The organism is Candidatus Thorarchaeota archaeon, from assembly GCA_013388835.1.
In the GTDB taxonomy this organism is placed as follows: Archaea; Asgardarchaeota; Thorarchaeia; order Thorarchaeales; family Thorarchaeaceae; genus JACAEL01.
Map to the genome: position 1 here is coordinate 39020 of JACAEL010000068.1, position 16494 is coordinate 55513.

At 54.9% G+C, this 16494-nt stretch carries 21 protein-coding genes and 1 tRNA gene; 13 read left to right on the top strand and 9 right to left on the bottom strand.

All coding sequences use genetic code 11. The features are described from left to right. Positions 1 to 358 precede the first annotated feature (358 nt). Positions 359 to 646: a hypothetical protein gene (locus HXY34_10920; GenBank protein ID NWF96641.1), complete on the top strand. Its 288-nt coding sequence runs from the start codon at positions 359 to 361 to the stop codon at positions 644 to 646. A gap of 14 nt (positions 647 to 660) precedes the next feature. Here the strand turns inward: HXY34_10920 and HXY34_10925 are convergent, their stop codons facing one another. Continuing rightward, a complete protein-coding gene (locus HXY34_10925; protein ID NWF96642.1) occupies positions 661 to 1155 on the bottom strand; it encodes a hypothetical protein in 495 nt (164 codons plus the stop codon). Between the two features lie 65 nt (positions 1156 to 1220). On the opposite strand from HXY34_10925, the gene HXY34_10930 reads away from it, so the two are divergent. The 4 genes from HXY34_10930 to HXY34_10945 all read left to right on the top strand — a co-directional run bounded on the left by HXY34_10930 (position 1221) and on the right by HXY34_10945 (position 4067). After that, positions 1221 to 1730 (top strand): hypothetical protein, encoded by a 510-nt coding sequence (locus HXY34_10930; protein NWF96643.1) that lies wholly within the window; start codon positions 1221 to 1223, stop codon positions 1728 to 1730. Between the two features lie 234 nt (positions 1731 to 1964). Beyond that, positions 1965 to 2609 (top strand): hypothetical protein, encoded by a 645-nt coding sequence (locus HXY34_10935; protein ID NWF96644.1) that lies wholly within the window; start codon positions 1965 to 1967, stop codon positions 2607 to 2609. 71 nt (positions 2610 to 2680) lie between these two features. Then, positions 2681 to 3622 carry a succinylglutamate desuccinylase/aspartoacylase family protein gene (locus HXY34_10940; GenBank protein ID NWF96645.1) on the top strand — a complete coding sequence of 314 codons (942 nt, stop codon included), beginning with the start codon at positions 2681 to 2683 and terminating at the stop codon, positions 3620 to 3622. 28 nt (positions 3623 to 3650) lie between these two features. Then, positions 3651 to 4067, top strand: a complete 417-nt coding sequence (locus HXY34_10945; protein ID NWF96646.1) for a hypothetical protein — start codon at positions 3651 to 3653, stop codon at positions 4065 to 4067. Positions 4068 to 4132: 65 nt separating this feature from the next. On the opposite strand, the gene HXY34_10950 is transcribed toward HXY34_10945, so the two are convergent. Continuing rightward, positions 4133 to 4723, bottom strand: coding sequence for an isoprenylcysteine carboxylmethyltransferase family protein (locus HXY34_10950; protein NWF96647.1), 591 nt, complete (start codon positions 4721 to 4723; stop codon positions 4133 to 4135). 185 nt (positions 4724 to 4908) lie between these two features. Between HXY34_10950 and HXY34_10955 the strand changes: the two genes are divergently transcribed. From HXY34_10955 to HXY34_10965, 3 genes are all read left to right on the top strand, one after another. Then, a complete protein-coding gene (locus HXY34_10955; protein ID NWF96648.1) occupies positions 4909 to 5481 on the top strand; it encodes a hypothetical protein in 573 nt (190 codons plus the stop codon). Between the two features lie 270 nt (positions 5482 to 5751). Beyond that, complete coding sequence (locus tag HXY34_10960; GenBank protein NWF96649.1) at positions 5752 to 6654, top strand: transcription initiation factor IIB; 903 nt, start codon at positions 5752 to 5754, stop codon at positions 6652 to 6654. A gap of 74 nt (positions 6655 to 6728) precedes the next feature. Continuing rightward, positions 6729 to 7481, top strand: a complete 753-nt coding sequence (locus HXY34_10965; protein NWF96650.1) for an AAA family ATPase — start codon at positions 6729 to 6731, stop codon at positions 7479 to 7481. Between the two features lie 24 nt (positions 7482 to 7505). On the opposite strand, the gene HXY34_10970 is transcribed toward HXY34_10965, so the two are convergent. The 4 genes from HXY34_10970 to selB all read right to left on the bottom strand — a co-directional run bounded on the left by HXY34_10970 (position 7506) and on the right by selB (position 11008). After that, positions 7506 to 7596 (bottom strand) — tRNA-Sec (locus HXY34_10970). Positions 7597 to 7623: 27 nt separating this feature from the next. Further along, positions 7624 to 8274: a hypothetical protein gene (locus HXY34_10975; GenBank protein NWF96651.1), complete on the bottom strand. Its 651-nt coding sequence runs from the start codon at positions 8272 to 8274 to the stop codon at positions 7624 to 7626. Between the two features lie 18 nt (positions 8275 to 8292). Then, positions 8293 to 9624 carry an O-phosphoseryl-tRNA(Sec) selenium transferase gene (spcS, locus tag HXY34_10980; GenBank protein ID NWF96652.1) on the bottom strand — a complete coding sequence of 444 codons (1332 nt, stop codon included), beginning with the start codon at positions 9622 to 9624 and terminating at the stop codon, positions 8293 to 8295. Next, positions 9608 to 11008 (bottom strand): selenocysteine-specific translation elongation factor, encoded by a 1401-nt coding sequence (selB, locus tag HXY34_10985; protein NWF96653.1) that lies wholly within the window; start codon positions 11006 to 11008, stop codon positions 9608 to 9610. The genes spcS and selB overlap by 17 nt, the downstream gene beginning before the upstream one ends. Before the next feature lie 81 nt (positions 11009 to 11089). Here selB and HXY34_10990 point away from each other — a divergent pair, with 81 nt between their 5' ends. Continuing rightward, the gene (locus HXY34_10990) at positions 11090 to 11503 is read left to right on the top strand and encodes a hypothetical protein (GenBank protein ID NWF96654.1); all 414 of its coding nucleotides are present in this window, start codon (positions 11090 to 11092) and stop codon (positions 11501 to 11503) included. A 164-nt stretch (positions 11504 to 11667) separates the two neighbouring features. Further along, positions 11668 to 12717, top strand: coding sequence for a 4Fe-4S binding protein (locus HXY34_10995; protein NWF96655.1), 1050 nt, complete (start codon positions 11668 to 11670; stop codon positions 12715 to 12717). On the opposite strand, the gene HXY34_11000 is transcribed toward HXY34_10995, so the two are convergent. Genes HXY34_11000 through HXY34_11010 form a run of 3 tightly spaced genes read right to left on the bottom strand, consistent with a single transcriptional unit; the run spans position 12712 to position 14332 of the window. Continuing rightward, on the bottom strand, positions 12712 to 13059 hold the full coding sequence (locus HXY34_11000) for a LysR family transcriptional regulator (protein ID NWF96656.1): 348 nt from the start codon (positions 13057 to 13059) through the stop codon (positions 12712 to 12714). The genes HXY34_10995 and HXY34_11000 overlap by 6 nt on opposite strands. A gap of 25 nt (positions 13060 to 13084) precedes the next feature. After that, on the bottom strand, positions 13085 to 13303 hold the full coding sequence (locus HXY34_11005; GenBank protein ID NWF96657.1) for a hypothetical protein: 219 nt from the start codon (positions 13301 to 13303) through the stop codon (positions 13085 to 13087). A 48-nt stretch (positions 13304 to 13351) separates the two neighbouring features. Further along, the gene (locus tag HXY34_11010; protein NWF96658.1) at positions 13352 to 14332 is read right to left on the bottom strand and encodes a hypothetical protein; all 981 of its coding nucleotides are present in this window, start codon (positions 14330 to 14332) and stop codon (positions 13352 to 13354) included. 498 nt (positions 14333 to 14830) lie between these two features. Here HXY34_11010 and HXY34_11015 point away from each other — a divergent pair, with 498 nt between their 5' ends. The 3 genes from HXY34_11015 to HXY34_11025 are packed head-to-tail and all read left to right on the top strand — an operon-like array spanning position 14831 to position 16370. After that, positions 14831 to 15148: a hypothetical protein gene (locus HXY34_11015; protein ID NWF96659.1), complete on the top strand. Its 318-nt coding sequence runs from the start codon at positions 14831 to 14833 to the stop codon at positions 15146 to 15148. 60 nt (positions 15149 to 15208) lie between these two features. Beyond that, on the top strand, positions 15209 to 16027 hold the full coding sequence (locus HXY34_11020) for a hypothetical protein (protein ID NWF96660.1): 819 nt from the start codon (positions 15209 to 15211) through the stop codon (positions 16025 to 16027). A 34-nt stretch (positions 16028 to 16061) separates the two neighbouring features. Next, complete coding sequence (locus HXY34_11025; protein NWF96661.1) at positions 16062 to 16370, top strand: hypothetical protein; 309 nt, start codon at positions 16062 to 16064, stop codon at positions 16368 to 16370. Positions 16371 to 16494: the final 124 nt, after the last annotated feature.

Consider the following 16494-nt stretch of genomic DNA (forward strand, 5'->3'; position numbering starts at 1 on the left):
GTCGGAAAAGACGCACACACTATGAGATGAGAACGCAATCCATCCTTGCTCACTCTGTCAGTGCGACACCATCTCTCCTTATTAGAGCTATGGTCAACAGGTCTCAGCCTTCCGGATTACCGCACTAGTGAGAGGGGAGGGACATACAGACCATTTTGCGGCGGGCAGGCCAGTTGGCGCCAATGTTATCGTCCTTATAAGGAGCCAGTAGTGCATGGGAATAGGCTCTGGACCCTGTCACCAGGAGACACGAGGAATCGCCGTTGACATCAGGTCTACAGAGTCTGTTGACATGCCTGTAGGTGCGGAGGCAGTGTGTATTGCTCGCACTTATAGACGACCGGGAGCGCGTCAACTCATGAGCGAGCGAATGAGAGGAAAGAAGGAGCAGGGTCTAGGCACAGATCACGAGACCCATACCCGTCTGTATAGCACAACCAGTCTCGAGGACTTGGGATTCCTGTCGACCACGAGGGAGGTCCTAGAGCTATCCAAGAACAGGATGTTGTTCTGTTCTCACTGTGGAAAGTCCATGGACCTCAATGGTGTAGAGTGGTTCGGCCCATCGGACTTCACATGTAACCACTGCAGGGCACTGAACAACATCCGTACGCTGACACGCACACTCTATCTCAGCCGGACCTGAGTGATGCTCAAGGCCTAGGTCTTCACTCCGTAGTAGGTCATCATGGTGACCGGAAGACCTTGAAGTCTCAGGTACATCCACAGTTGCATCTTGTGCATGGCAATATGGCGGGTCATCTCGGACAGGTAGAAGGCCCAGTCCTTCGGTGGTCCCTGGTCATAGAACGGCTTCTTGTTCCGCTCAAAGAGCTCCTTGTCAGTCATCCTGCTGAACCGGCGCCTCACTTCCTCCACGCCCGCATCGAACACTTCGAGTAGTCCGGAGACAGTGTCGCGTCTGAGTCGCTCTTCCATCTCGTGCGCCCTTTCCGAGCAGTCGAGCTCCATGCAATAGATAGCCGGGTCCATGCTAGGTATCTGAGCCAAGTGGTTGGCCACTGTGATGAGGTCCCTCATTCCCTTTGCAGGTATGAAGTCCATCTTCGCCTTCTGAATCGACTCAATCACAACTCTTGCCTGTTCGCATTCATGAAGAAGTCCGTCGAGTAGTGCTTCTGTTGCAGTCTTCATCTGGTACTCCTCCGGAGTCTGGCCACAGACTCCACTTGCGCTCCTAATTAGGAGTGGCCTCGGTCTTGCCGAGTCTGAAGGTGGCAGAGGTCAGCAACACCGTTTTTATCCTAGTGTTGACACAGTCAGCTCTTGATGTAAGAATGGTCCTGTTCGGCACTTCGGCAAGCATCTTTGCGGATCTAAACCTGATAGCACAGATTGTTCTTCTGACGCTTCTGGTGTTAGGCATTGTCAAGCGAAAGCCGCTTCAGATACATGGCAAAGTGATGATGAGTGCCACAGTTGTCAACATAGTGGCCACACTTCTGTTCATGGCGCCCTCACTGCTGCTCAACTGGGGTTCATTCACGGCCCTGCCCTTCCCTCCAGGACCAGCGATTGTGGTTGTGCATGGCATAGTTGGAACGCTGGCAATTCTCTTGGGAGCTCTGTGGACATACCGTTTCATTGTCGCCACCAGAAGGTCTGCCCCTCTTGCCTGCGGCAAGAAAAAGATGATGTGGCTCACGGCAGGACTCTGGCTGTACGCTACTGGTGGAGGCATCGTATTCTACATACTGCTCTATCTCTGACAACTAGCGACAATGTCCGCGCGATTGGCGGACTACCGGGAAGCCCGCAACGCGGGTCCTATCGGCTGCCACGATTGAACCGGTCTCAAGCAAGCGTTTGGCTTCTGGGAACGAGCAGTGAAGACCGCAGTCCTTCACATTGACTAGATTCAGTGTGGCCACTAATGATTCCATGACCGATGCTCAACTCCGGCTCAGAGATACGGCCTTAAGCGGCATGACTCCGGCCCGCATATGTGCTCAGAGCAGACCAGATGCACCGGTGAGTTCATCGACGTACATGATCAGCTCCGGTCCTACTGCGAAGTCCTGGACCTCCTGAGGCGTGTGGAGAGCAGTGGCTGCCTCAAGGACTACTTCAATGGAGGCAACACAAGTGGAAGACTGCTCTTTCAGGTCTTTAGTAGTGAGTTCGTATCACAGCTGGCCCATCTCATCAACGATGCGTTGTCCGTGTTCTGCATGAATGGTCCTGTGCTGGAGGTCATGAGCGGAGACGGGACACTCACTGAGATGCTCCGGCCTCTGCTGAAGAGAGACATCATAGCAACAGATGCAAAGTCCTCGGGATACAGGATAGAGTACCCGAAGTGGGTGCGTACCATGGATGCGTTAGACGCTGTCGAGACGTACTCGCCATCCTTTGTTGTCGCCTGCTGGGAACCGTATCTGTGCGCAGCAGGACTGAGGATTGCGGAGAGGGGACTTCCACTGGCGTGGATTGGCGAGAGACCCATGTGCGGTCATCCGGAACTGTTCGATATCGAGCACATTCGTGCCGGCTCGCCCTACGCAATAGGAAGACATGACAGCATTCTTAGATGCGAATTCAGAACAGACATCTATCTGTTCAATGTGGACAAGCCAACAGATGCGTAGCTGGTGATACACCGCTTCTTATTGCGTCATCGGGAGGTGACACCGTAGGCTGACAGAAGGCGGTGAATCACATGATCAGACCTCAGGTAGAAGCCGTCGACATAGACCTCAAGACAGGAAGCACCCTGGGCTTCTACACATATGGTGAAGACCGACCGAATCTGCTGATTGTGTCAGGAACAACGGGCCGTTCAGCCACAGACGTCTATGCCAGCTATCTCATCATGAAGCATCTTGAGAGTCTTGACAGAGTAGACGGTTCTGTGACGATTGTACCCGTAGCAAATCCACTGGTCTTCAGACTGGGAGCAGCGGTCTCACCTCTGGACATGCGAGACCTGGAGACGGTCTTTCCGGGAGACAAGAGAGGCACGGTCACTGAGAAGACGGCGAGGGAACTCTGGCGCCATGCGACACAGGCAGACGCAATAGTCGTGTTGAAGACGAACTGGCCATCTTGTATCAGCCACACGGTCGCACTCTACAAGGAGTACATTCATGTCAGGAACCTGGCATCGCAAATCGCACTGCCATTGGTTGTCCAGAGCCTGGGTCAACAGGGATCGCTGTCGGCAGAGGCAGCTCATGAAGGCATACCCGCAGTGGACATCGAGCTTCGTGGGGGAAGGGACCAAGTGGACTCGCAGGCAGCGGTAGAGGTGCGCGAGGCGATTCTGAACTATATGCGCATAAGAGACATGATACCGGGTGAGAGAATCGAGTCGTCGCCAGTCTTCACCGGGCGAATGCAGCAGCTGAATGCAGAGAGTGAGGGGTTCTTCATACCGCGAATGAACGTCGGCGAACCTGTGCAGGCAGATGATGTGATAGGCACCGTTCAAGACAAGGGAGATTTACTCTCACCACACGCCGGCGTCGTAGTGATGCTTTCCACTCTGAGCTATGTGTTCGAAGGTGATGTCGTCGCGAGGATAGCACCGCCGGCGAGTGAACAGAAGAACCACACTGAACCAGTGTTTGAGCGAACACCGACGGTAAGGAGGAAGTGGTGAGGTGAGCTGTCGAGACTGTATGCATCTGATGAGCACGAATGTGGGTGACAAGACACTCCGGTCGGCAGGGCATCTGCTTGTCCTTGGCAGCTGCTTGACCAGTCGCTTTCCCGAGATAGTTGAGGGGTTCTTGAGTGGTGACCATTCACCCGTGCCGGTGGAGGTCTGTCTCGAGGAGACACACATGAACATGGCAGGGTACAAGCTGGCCTCGATTGTGAGCTACGCAGGTATCGACAAGCTGACAGCCCTGACCATAGATGGGTCCCCACACTGTGTCCAGCTGCATTACCTCATCGAGGACATCAAGCGGCACTTCGCCCCTCAGGTCCAGACAGCGCACTTTGTTGTTGAGAAGGGTGAGACACACAGTGTGTCTCCTGAGGCAGTGAAACAGTCAAGACATCTGCACAGAGTGGAGAGAACACTGTCGGATAGTCACTAGTCTTCATCTGCGGGACTCGACCCCTTCTGGCCCCCACATGGTCGCCTCGACAATCCCCTGAGGACCTAGTCACGACGCCTCAGTCTTGGTAACATAAAGCCCGCCTGCTTCCGATAGTCAATGTACTCCTGACCATAGTGAAGGACAAGCTTTCGCTCTTCGAGATAGGCGCCAATCAGGACATACACACCTAGGGAAATCGAAAATGCTGCGACATTGGCGAATGGATAGATCAGCACAAGCGCTGCAAGCAGTATGATTGTGGCAAGGTACAGAGGATGGCGCATCCGCGAGTAGACTCCAGTTGTCACTAGCTCTGGCATTCGGTCGGTACGCATGTCAGCCACTGTGCTCACCGAGAGCACTCTTGATGCTGCTGCGGATAGGAGTATCCCAGTGACGACAAGGGCAATCCCGCCCAGCATGAGTATGTAGTTGACGCTGCTCGGGACAGAGATGAAATAGAACCAGTCCCAGAAGTCCATCAGGAGGAATGCAAAGAGAAGAGCAGCCACACTGGTCAGATTGAATAGTCGTGCGTAGACGCTCTTGCCCCATCTGTCAATTATGCGACTCTTGACCCGGAGAGCGGAGACCCCACTGTGCTGGAGTCCGAAGACGAGGACTCCGAAGACGGTCAGAAGAAGATCTGCCATGGTGCTCTCACTCCAGCGTAGGTCAATAAGCATTGGCGTATGGCACCATAGAGGGCCTACCGGAGTGCTGCCATATGGAGTCGACATGTGCTCCGTTCTCGGGACTTACTAGCCGGTGACGCAATGTTTATATGCCGCAGTTCACTATAGTTGAGAAATAAACTATAGTTAACGAGGATGCGAGAATGACAGAGACAACCATGAATCCATTCAAGCCCGTAGAGATATGGGATGAAATTGTTGTGAAGGTGAGGGAAGGCGAAGAAGAGAAGCCTGTGGATGCCAAGCACTACCATGTCAGATACATGGTGGGTGAGAGTGAAGACAAGCGATTTGTCGACTCGGGCAGAGACAGCGTGGAGCCCGTCCATGGGAAGACTTTGTTCATAGCGCCCTCAGTACACAAGGTTCACGGAGAGCCATTCCACTATGACGTGTCTGCAGTGCAGAGAATCGCCCTGGAGAGCAATCTCGATGGGAGGGTGAGGGAACTGAACAGAGCGGGACAATGTCAGGACCATCCACTAGTAGAGGTGGCATATCAGAGCGCCCAAGTGGAGTGCTGCGCGATGACCAAGGAGGATGCGGACAAGCAGACAGTGCCAATGCAGTACCTAGCAGGCTATGTCCTTGGTCGGAAAGACGGCACGGTAAAGATCGCGCTTGCCAAGACAGTCCTTGAGTCGGGCGTCGAGTACTACGAGAACATACACATAATTCCCGAGGCAATAGTACAGAGCTGGACCTGTCTCGAGTGAGCACAGACAGGACACCGTGATGCGAAGACAGTTTCCGGGGCGGTTCGAGTCCGCCCCACATTCATACTTCTACGTCCGTACAATAGTTCGCAAATGCTTAAATTTTTAAGCACCTTTGTTTGCGGTTCGAGAGCAACTCTGCTCGGAGTGGCATTTTGTTTGCTAATTGTGCCCTTCGATACTGAGGGTCAAGTTCCGAGTCAGAGCTGAGCAAGAAAGGTGAGCACTATGGCAAGACCAGCGAAGGCCATGATTGACACTCAATATGGCATGGCATTGTGTTCGATCTGCGGCGGTAGTGACTTCTATGAAGACCACACGCGTGGTGAGACTATCTGCACAACGTGTGGCTGCGTTATCAGTGACAAGATACTCGATGCAGGCCCAGAGTGGAGGGCATTCACAGCCGAAGAGAGAAACGCAAGGGCCAGGACTGGTTCACCCATGACGCTCACAATGGCAGACAAGGGCCTTGCCACGACGATAGGCTGGAGCGACAGAGACGCAAATGGACGGTCTATCGCCGCAAACAGTCGTGCTGCAATCTACCGAATGCGCAAGTGGCAGATTCGCACTCTTGTCCATAGTTCACAGCACAGGAACCTGAGCATTGCCATGAGTGAGATGGACCGGCTCACCTCACAACTGGGCATTCCCAGCGAGACCAAGGAGACCGCTGCTCTCATCTACCGAAAGGCTCTTGGAAAGAGACTCGTGCGTGGCAGAAGCATTGAAGGCATGGTTGCAGCGACCATCTACCTCTCATGCCGCATCCACCGCATTCCAAGGCAACTCGATGAGATAGTCACCGAAGCCCGCGTGAACAGAAAGGAGCTGGGACAGTGCGTCCGACTCGTACTCAGGAATGTGCCAATCAAGGTGCCAATCCCGTCTGCAAACGACCTTATGCCCAGAATCTCTGCAGACTTGGCACTGGAAGGCAGGACACTGCGATGCGCCATGGAGATAATCAACCAGGCTCGTCGTAGAGGCATCACAGCTGGAAAGGACCCCGGTGGTCTGGCCGCAGCTGCACTGTACATTGCAGGGATTATCGAGGATGACAGACGCACGCAGAGAGAGATAGCAGAAGCGTCTAACGTGACTGAGGTGACTGTGAGGAACCGCTACAAGGACCTTGCGAACAGCCTCCAGATCACTATCAAGCCATAGAGTGGAGCCACAGACTCCACTCATGACGAGTGAACACAAACTCCTTCTGCATGTTCAGTATACTGTCTGCTGACATGAAGCAGTTCCTACTTGCAGTCTGTGGAATACCTGCCTCAGGCAAGTCAACCCTTGCGAAAGCCATAGCTGCAAGACCGGAGATACCTAGAGCCGCAGTAGTCAGTACTGATAGATGGAGAGACAGCGAGTACTACAGAGAATTCAGACCAGAGAATGAAACAGGGGTCAGGATGGCGGCATTCCAGCAGTCAGCTCGACTGCTCGAAGAGGGAATCTCAGTTGTCCATGATGACACTAACTACTATGTGAGCATGCGCCACGAACTCAGGACCCTAGCGCTAGAGAACGGGTGCCTCTACGCCGTCGTGTATGTGAGCACGCCACTGGACGTGGCTCTGGACTGGAACAGACAGAGGGAACAACCGCTGCCTCCAGACGTGATATCAAGGATATCTCGAAGACTGGACATCCCCGGGGAGAAGTACGCTTGGGATACCCCTCTAGTGACTGTGAACCTCTCCGAGGAGAATGCTGAGGCAGCATCTGTCCGGGTGGTCGAAGCACTGAGAGAGTTGAGGCCAGCAGACCGACCTCCGTCATCAACTCGCGTTTCGACTCACATGGAACTGGACTTGGCCATGCGGTCGCTGATGACAGAGATGCTCTCTGCCAACAGAGCCCTCAGGACTGACACGCGAGTGCACGCCATACGAAAGAGGGTTCTCAAGTGGGCGGTCAGGGAAGATGTCGATGCATCTGACGCCGTCCGGGTTCTCGAGTCAGAACTGAGAAGAGTGTTGGAAGGATAGGCCGTTACAGAGGACTCACCTCGATGGCGGCCCCCCAAGAGAATCGAACTCTCATCGCTTGCGCGATCATGGGTTTGAAGCCCACGGGACTCGACCACGAGTCCTTTGGGGGGCCTCTGATGAGACATACCACTGCGCCATGCTATAGGTACTTTGAGAGCACTGAGAGTGTGTCCTTCTTCCATTCCACTGACTTCTTGGCAAGCTCGGTCGCGAGTCCACCGGGGAGAGGATCGGACCTTGGCAGTGGCTCGAGCTGCCTGAGCCAGCCGCTGGTGGTGAGGGCCAGCGGATGAAGTTCCTCGCCCTCAGTGGCTTTGATGAACATCTCTCTGCCATGAGCAATCTGCATGTACACATCGTCCAGGGGGGCCTTGTTAAGAATAGCAAACACAAGGCGATCCCAGCAGATCTTGGCCAGCAGTGCGCGCTTGACACGCTGCTTGCTGTCATCAGGAAGCTCATTGTACTTGGACACCTGAGACGAGACTTGCGTCATCAGCTCCCCGAGGAGCGACTCTGCATCGGACTTGTCCCGCGACCAGACCACAAACTCAACCTCTTTCTTAGACTCATCCACCCAGACATTCACTGCAAAGGGCTTGTCACCAATCTTCAGTGAGAAGTGAGCCTTGCCCTTGAACACCTGGCTCTCAGCCTCGCTGTACTCCTCAAGGAGAACCCCCGGCCGAGAGGCTACGGCATTCCACGCTATCTTGAATATGACCGCAGACTCCGGGTGCGAGTAGCTCAGCGTACGAGCGGCTTTTGAGTACTGTGTCAAGTCTTCCACGGGCATCCCTCGTGCTCTCTAGCTCCCTTCTGGGAGGGATGTGAGCCCTTTAAGAAGTTTCGTGGATGCACTCTCAACGTCCACGCGTCTTGCTCCAATGGCAGAGTTGACCACCACGTAGCTCTCAGGGTAGTTGTCCACGCAGGCACCGAACTCACCCCGGACCACAACACGAGGACCAGTGACCCTTCGTTCATATAGATAGGCCCCGAGTCTCCGAGCGTCATCAAGACCCACAGTCATTGCACAGGCGATTGGACTCACCACATCGAGTACCCTCTGACCCGTCGTCGAGGCAATCTCCTCAATGCGCGACTGGAGGAACGCTCGGTTCTCAGTCTGTTCCTGCCGCAGCTTAACATAGCCCTCTTCTCCCAACACCAGCATGGCTGCAAGCGTCTGGACTACAGGCGCCGCTGACGCACGTCCCGCATAGGTGGCAGCCGTCCATTCGATGACTTGGCTGTGTGGTGATACAACTATGGAGGCGCCCACTGGTGCAAGGAAGTTCTTGTCGCTGCTCTGAACAATGGCGTCCACCCGTCCGGCGTCTACTGCGGCCCGGATGAGCGCCATGACCTGAGCCGACTGGACCCCATATGCATTGTTGATTACAAGGGGAGTGTTTCTCTCGGCACAGAGTCGTGCTATCTCCTTTACCGGGTCGGGTTCTCGCGGCGGAAAGAAGGTGGTCGTGGCAAGTACGGCTTGGCCACTGTCCGGCCGCATGAGCCTCTCAAGAGCACTCAGATCGGTTTGCACTGCATCCCCTTCAATCAGATTCGGGATGGACACTTCTTCAAGGCCAGCCATGGCAATGGCCCTCTTCGGAGACAGGTGGTCCAGTCGTGGATAGAGCACCTGACGCACCCCGAACTCACGTCGCAGAGCGGCGAGGACAAGGGCAATGGTCATACCGGTCGACAGCGGCACCACGAACCCATGTCGGACGTTACTGAGACCGAGTTTGCGTATGGCGTCGACTGCCACTGTGTTGGCGATGTTCTGCATCAGTGAAGCACCAACCGCCTTGGGTTGAGGATTGGTCACATGTCCGCTGCGTCCAATGCCATGATTGAACCCCAGAGACAGACGACCGATGAGTGGAGAGGCAGCTCGACCCTCCCGCTCTCCCACTCGAGCAGCTTCAGGGTCCTTGTCCGAGTCCAGAGATGAAAGGATGCGAATCAGCCACTCGACTTGGACGTCGTCCAGTGCCTTCTTTGGAAAGTGCCTCCTGTTGATGACATCCTTCACAGGGTTCAACAGTGCACCTAGAGTAGTCAGTCCACGGACTGCCATGTGAGGCGGCAAGACCTCGCTGATTCGCTTCTCAATCTCGTCTTCCAAAGCGGTATTCCTCCTCGGTATATGTTTCGTACAGTACATCAGTGCCCGTGGTGGGCATCGAGTCGAAGACAGCCACCATGACGCCCTTCGTACCAAAGGCCTCGACGAGTCGCCCTTGAACTCCAGCTGGAGTGTGAACGACTCGGTTGATCAGGAGTTCTGCAGACTCACGCCGGGTGGCCAGGCCTTCAACCAGCACGTCAGTCGCTCTAACGCGCTGTACTCGCCCGACTCGGACGTGTTTTTGCAGGAGACGGAGTGTGTCATGAGTCGCCGTTACTTGTCCGGACCCAACCACTCGCATCTGCGTGGGAGGGAGGTCGGACCTCATGAGCAGCACCCTGGACCCTACAGGGACCGGGAGTCTCTCGGCGAGCAGCAGTGCGGCCGTGATGTTTGGGCCCTCGGCCCGGTCGAGCACAACCCAGCCTCTCTCCGTCGCTTCCAGCGGCACCAGCTCCGCTGTGACTGTCGGAATGCCGACTGTCGCGGTCAGGACCATTCTCTTGGTGATGCTGCCTCTGTACAGTGGACTGACATACAGATCCACTGTCAGACTGTCGGACAGACTCATGCTGCCTGGAGAGCAGAGATAGTCCCCACGATGGACGGTCTCGTGGTGTATCTCTGGGACGTTCACTCCCACCCGGTCGCCAGCTGAGGCCTCCTCTCTCTCCGTGCCGAATGTCTGTATGGAACGTACTCTTGCGACAGCCCCCTGAGGCATCAGCTCTACAGTGTCCCCTGTGCGTAACCGCCCCTGAAGGACTGTACCAGTCATCACAGTACCGTGACCTCTGACCAGGAAGGCATGGTCAATGGGAATCAGAAGTGGTGCTGCCGGATCACGTCTCTTGGGCCGGAGGATGGTCAGCAGCTTGGCCTTTAGCGAGTCGATACCATCACCTGTGACTGCAGACACACGGGCGTACTCCACAGTCTTGAAAGATGTCTCAGCCATGATGGCCCTCATACGGTTCTCGACCGCGTGGACAGCTGCGGCTGTCGCGGAGTCAGTCTTTGTTATGGCTACAAGAACACTCTCGACACCCATTGCCTCAAGCACGATGATGTGCTCACCCGTCTGCACTTTCGGTCCCTCGTCTGCAGCGACGACAAGAATAGCCGCATCAATTATGCCGGCGCCCGCGACAACACTGCGGATGAGGTCGGCATGCCCCGGTGCGTCCACCAGAGTGACAAGATAGTCCTCCATGGTGAACATGGTGAAGCCAAGGTCAATGGTTATTCCTCGCTCTTGGGCCTGTGGATGCTTGTCCAGTCCTGCTGTGGACACCTTTGTGCTGAGGACGCGGGCCAGAGAGGTCTTGCCATGGTCTATGTGGCCCACCAGACCGACATGAACTGGAGTCAGACCTGTCATGGTAGTATGAGGGGGGATGATACAGGTCTGTGTTAAACCTTTGTTAGACACGACGGGTTTATTGGGTGACTGGGACCACTCATGGCTATGGTCTCAAGGTCCCTCGAGAAGATGATGCTTATTGCTGTGGGTCTGACCACGGTGATAGTTGTGGGTGTACCGATACTGCTACATACTGTGGACATGCTGAACGGCGCAACACAACTTGAGATGGCCTCCGCCTTTGCAGGCCGGGTCCATGACGCCACGCTTCGGGTGGACAATGGCAGTGCCGCCTCATACTCGATACAAGTGTCTGTACCAGCAGGAGTGACCGTGACGGCCCTTGGCCACACGCTTAGCATAACCTACTCAAGAGATGGAGGCACACCCGTGGTGTGGTCAAAGGAGTATGACCACGAGGTGGCCCTGATAGCACCGACGGCAGAGGGCCCCCATGTCTTGTCTGTCACTCTCTCGGGGGTCTATGTCCATGTGGAGTTCACCAGACTCTGAAACGACTCTCTTGCCAACATTACGGGCACAGGTCGCCAATTCAAATACGGACTGGCTGCTGTTCAGCAAGGTGACCTGTGACACAACTGCCTCTAAGACACAACGTTTTTAATGACGGCTCAGGTCTTCGCCTTCCAACGCCGTAGGGCGAGGTCTGAACACCCATGGCAGACGATGCCGACAAGCTCGACAAGACTGAGGAAGAACGTGACCTCGAACAGGACGAGAAGGTCAAGAAACCCACAACCGAGCCTCCAAAGGAGACCAAGTCTCGAAGGGGCAATCTTGTGGGGATATTCTTCAACGTCAGAATGCTCAGGAGGCTTGTTCAAATCTTCTTCTTCGTAGGCATAAACGCGTACATCCTCGCCTCTTGGACAGGTGGAGAGGCACTACTCGCCTTCTGGCAAGCCGTAAGGACGGCCCTTCCAACACTGCCCATAATTGCTCCTCTCGAGGCCCCCTTTGCAGCAATTGCTGGTTCGTTCGACACACTCCAGAGAGAGCTGACTGCAGGGGCGTTCCCATTCTTCACATTGGGAGCAATGATCATAATCCTCACAGTCTTGGGCAGAGCACCCTGCGCATGGATATGCCCGATTGGTACCATCCAAGACTTCTGTACGCTTCCAAAACGGACTAAGGTCAGACCCTCTCCGAACACTGAGGCGGAACTCAGACGAGTGAAAGGATACCTCTTCTTCCTCGTCATCTTGTTTGCGATCTGGATGGGGGTGAGCAGAATCACGGGCAATGCTGCAAACCTCGAGAAGATACTTGGTATCTTTGCACAGGCCCCATTCGACCCGTTCAACCCTGCATACATACTCTTCTTCAGGATGACTGAGCTGAACTGGCCCAACAGCGTCAACACCCTCTGGTACCTGATGACCTTTGGTCCCATCGCATGGCTGCAGATCATCTTTGTGTTCTTGGTATTCGCAGTGTCCTTCTGGGTGCCAAGGTGGTTCTGCCGCTGGCTGTGTCCAGCTGGCTGGTTCTATGGGGTCTTCTCAAGAGACTCTCTGATCGGCATAGGACGCAATCCCGCAAGATGTACTCCTGACACCTGCAATGTGTGCGAAGTTGTGTGCCCCATGAACATCAGGATACGAAGGTTCCCCTATCAGCACATGTACTCTCCGGACTGCATCATGTGTCTTGAATGCAAGAGCCACTGCCCCAACAAGGCGATTCAGATAAGGTTCTCATGAGAGATTGTCCATAGCCTTCTCAAACGCCTCGCTAACACGGGCGTACAGCTCCATCAGTGCGATGCCTGCCTCTGTGACTCTGGCACCACCACCACCAGTGAGTCCACCAGTCGTACTGCCACCTCGATGGGTCTCCACAACCCTGGTACCAAGCCGTGCCTCCACATTTCGGATTAGGCCCCATGCGTACCTGTACGACATGCCGAGGCTCTCTGCACTCTTTGCGATGCTTCCGGTCGTCTGAACAGCCCTCAGAAGCTTGAATGTACCAGCTCCGAAGACATATTCGCCGTCCTTCTCAATCCACAACTTCCAGACCGGTTGCAGTCTTCCGAGATCCAATACGAGTACCTGCCAGCAAGACCAGTCAGTGACCCCATCTCATTCTTTCGGGCTTCGTGTCCTCTTTGTAGGCCTTCTTTATCTTCTTGTAGTGGTCCGCACAGAGATACACTCTCCGTGCACGGGGGTCCTTTGTCTTGAGCCCTGAACGAGAGAGGGTCTCACCAATACGCGTTGTTGAAAAAGACTTCTTGGAGGGCTTGTCACAGCCCTGGACGCTGCAGATTTTCTCAGACTTCTCCAAGGTATGCCACTTCATGTGTGGGACTGGGAGCACAATTATAACATTATCTCATCTGGGAGTGAGAACGGGTCCCCTCTCAAAGTCGAAGACAACACGTTCCTCTCCTTGGTAGCTGACGCGGAGTGACGATGAGTCATCCACTGACCCAATACATACTGCACGCATCCCATGCTTGTTGACGCACTTGGTGACCTGTTCAATTCTTCCCTGACTTACCGAGACAAGAAAACCCAAAGACAGGTACATTCGAATCCAGTCAATGAGTGGGATGGGAATCGGTCGGCTTGCATTTACACTGTCAAGGTCGACCAGCCCGCCTACACCTGAGTACTCAAGCATCATGCCGGAAGTCCCTATCAGACCTGCAACTGAGACATCCTTTGATGCACTCAGAAGGTGCGCCTTGGCCAGTGCATTCATGGTGGAGAGGCGGAGACCTATGACATCGGCACTACGACCAGTGACCGAGTCCCAGCCTAAGCGATAGTGGACGCCCCGCTGACCCGCAGGGTCGAAGATCAGGACCAGTGAGTCACCGGGACGGGCGCCGCCTGCGGTGAGCAAGTCCTTCTTGCGAACTCTCCCGGTGGCAGAACCGACCACATATGTCGAGCGGGACTGGGGGTTGGTGTGTCCTCTCACGATGGGTACTCGAAAGGTATGTGATGCCTCGATGAGGCCACGCAGCATCTCCTCTCCAATGGAGGGGGAGGAGTACGACAGAGCAACAGCGAACGAGGTGGGGATGCCACCTGCCGCATAGATGTCCATGACACAAGCGAGGACGACGTTGAAGCCTGCGGCTCGGGGATGTGCGACACAGAGTTCCTCCACAATGGAGTCAGTTGTCAGGAGGACGGTGTCTGCAGAGCCTCCCTCAATGGCCGCCGAGTCCTCGCCTAGAGTGTGCTCGGAGACCCCCGCGTAGGACTCTTTACGAAGACGCCCTATTATGGCTGGGAGGACGTACTTCCGGGTGATTCCATCAAACCTGTGAAGAACACCCACTATCTCGTCAATGTCACTCAACAGCCATCACTTGCCGTTCATCTCTGATTGGACCGTGCTGGACATAGGAGTCATGTCGCCCTCGTGCAACGAGTCTGCGGTCACTCCTGGAGGCCTTATGAGGTGTCGAGCCGACCTCAGGCGCTCCGTTTCCGCAAGGAGACACATAGGCACCACTCAGCGATTTCCAAGACCGTCCGACTATTGGCGCCTGTTGCATACCCGAGTCGTTCACGACCCGAACATCCTAAGGACAGCGGCAATCTGGTCCAGCAAGATGCCAATTCCCAGTAGGGACAGTCCAACCATGAAGAAGATCAGAGCCCGCATCTCAGGACGGACTTCTTCGAACATCTCAGCACATTCTCCGTGTGGAAGCCGATGTGTGAGCCTTATAGAGGTTGCGGACTCTTGCGCGGCACCTGACGCCCCAACAGGTATTCTTCACCAGCAAGACAAATAAGCAGAAACTGCATCCTAGCCGTAATCTCATCTAGCCTGTCTTTCGGTGAGTCTTAAATGTCGAACAAGGCTGAGAATGCAAAAGCCTTCGGTGCTCTACTGGCACAAGCATGGGAGAACACTCCCTCGTTCATCTGCAGCAATGACGACTACATCTATTGCCTGTTTCCAGCGGACAGCACGAAGGAGAAATGGGTGGAAGCATCCATCACATTCCCGGATGGTTCACTGGAGAAGAAGGAGATTGACCCAACGAAGGCGATTGCACTTCTCGTAGAGGAACTTAAGGTCCTGCCAGACTATGGTGCCGACTCGATTGTCAACTCAAAGGCCAAGCTTGACGAGGCAGCAGCCCGTCTTGCCAAACTAGTCTAGTCCAGATGCGAGAGTGACCTGTGGGGTCCACACACACGGCCCGAGTGGCGAGATTGTCTGATGCCAAAACCGAGTGTTCTCTGCCCAGCATGCGGTCTTGAGGTCCCGATGGGCCGTTTCTGCAAGAACTGCGGCAGCCCACTTCCCACCGAACTGCTTCCTGCAGAGGAGACCTCGCAACAGGAACTTGTGGCTGATGGACAGGTGGAACCTGAGCCTTCAGAAGACCAGACGAAAAGTGACCTCGATGAGGTCGCATTGCCGGACTTTGGTGTCCAGATTGACGGCATAGACTCAATGACCCTTGCGCTGCTGCTCTCACGCTCTGAACTTGAGCTGATAGATGCTGAACTTGACCACATGATTGGTGTCATTCAGGCAACCAGACAGGCTCTAAAGCTGACACAGGCCGACAAGGCGGTGCTGACGCGAAGAGCCGAGGAGCTGAAGGAGTCATTTGAGAGCCTAAAGTCGCGCAGAGAGGAACTCGGGAGGGTGTCCGGTGAGGTCATCCTGGAGAGCATACTGAAGGACATCCATTCCCAGCGCAAGAAACTTGAGAAGCTGGAAGCAGCAGCAGAGACTCTGGATGCGTCAGTGGTCCGGGAGCAAAAGACGCAGCTCACTTCGCGGCTGAAAGAACTTGACAGCGACCGCAAGACGGCACTGAAGGTGGCCAAGGGTTGGCTCAAGGCCTTTGAACAACGACTTAAGGAGATGGACCGAGAAATGAGCCGACTAGATGCCAGACACAAGATTGGCGAGGTGGCCGATGACTCATACGAGGAGTTGAGAAGGAGAGGCGACCGGCTGATCAGAGTGGTTCAAGGCGGCCAGAAGCGGCTGGATGAGATGATAAGACAAGCTGAGAAGATATGAACGGAATTGATGGCCGAAAGGAGGCCAGACTACGATGACAGACCTGCCTGACTGTTCTCCCTCATGCAAGAGCTTCAAATGTGAGGCAAGACCGCCTGCACTCAAGGTGGTACAGGAGAGGGGGAAGAAACGACTCTGGTGCGTGATGGTGGACGATACATGCGACGGGGCGTGGTGCCAATACAGCTACTGTGCTGAGAGAAAGATGACACCTGAAGGCAAGTGCAAGCGCAACTCGACAAGATTGGACTTGGAATCAGTGGTCCTACCTGAGGACCTAGAAGACCCGTCGGCAATACCGCGAAAGTACGTGAAGAAGCTCCGCGAGAAGAAGATTACATAGGCACGCGCCAGTCGCTGTGAGAAGCGAGTTGCTCAGAGGGGCTAATCGAACCAGACGTCATACTTGGTTTGCACTTCGATCAGCTGCTGCTCCGTAGGCTTGCACGACAGGAACTAGCGCTCAC